1 protein-coding gene is annotated in these 500 nt (G+C 48.0%); it reads right to left on the reverse strand.

The features are described 5' to 3' along the window. A partial coding sequence (locus KTQ36_RS11240; protein WP_218633931.1) for a hypothetical protein occupies positions 1-500 on the reverse strand: 500 nt, incomplete at both ends.

Genomic DNA, 500 nt, shown 5'->3' on the forward strand with positions numbered 1-500 from the left:
ATCTGAACCACTCGGCGGTGCTTGTAGGATTTCCTGATTAAGACCAATGAACGGGAATGAGCCTGTAACCATCGCGTTAACGGCTTGTTCGATGGTGAACCCTGTAAATTCAACACCACGAGTTATGATGTACGAATCAGGATTTCCGCATTTACCTTTCAACCATGTCAGGATTGAATAGGTTTTACACAAGTTACCGGTTTCAAGTTTATCTGCGATACGCAAATTGGCTTGAGCGTCTGATTCAGCGGTAAGGGTGTGCTGGATGCCCGCTCCGGTTATAACTGTAGCTGTGACAGCCGTGACCATGAACGCTTTGTCGTTATTTCCGGATAAACCGTCGAACTGGACAAGGTCGCCAACTTCAACACCGTCTGTTTCAAAACTACCGTTTGTGCGTGTGAAAGTTTTCGCCACCGGGTCTACGGTAACGCTGATTCCCGATTTAGTGGAACCTGCTACCCAGGAACTGGTCATTGCGCCAGCAAGCAACTCATCCT

The organism is Sphingomicrobium clamense (assembly GCF_019264355.1).
GTDB lineage: Bacteria > Pseudomonadota > Alphaproteobacteria > Sphingomonadales > Sphingomonadaceae > Sphingomicrobium > Sphingomicrobium clamense.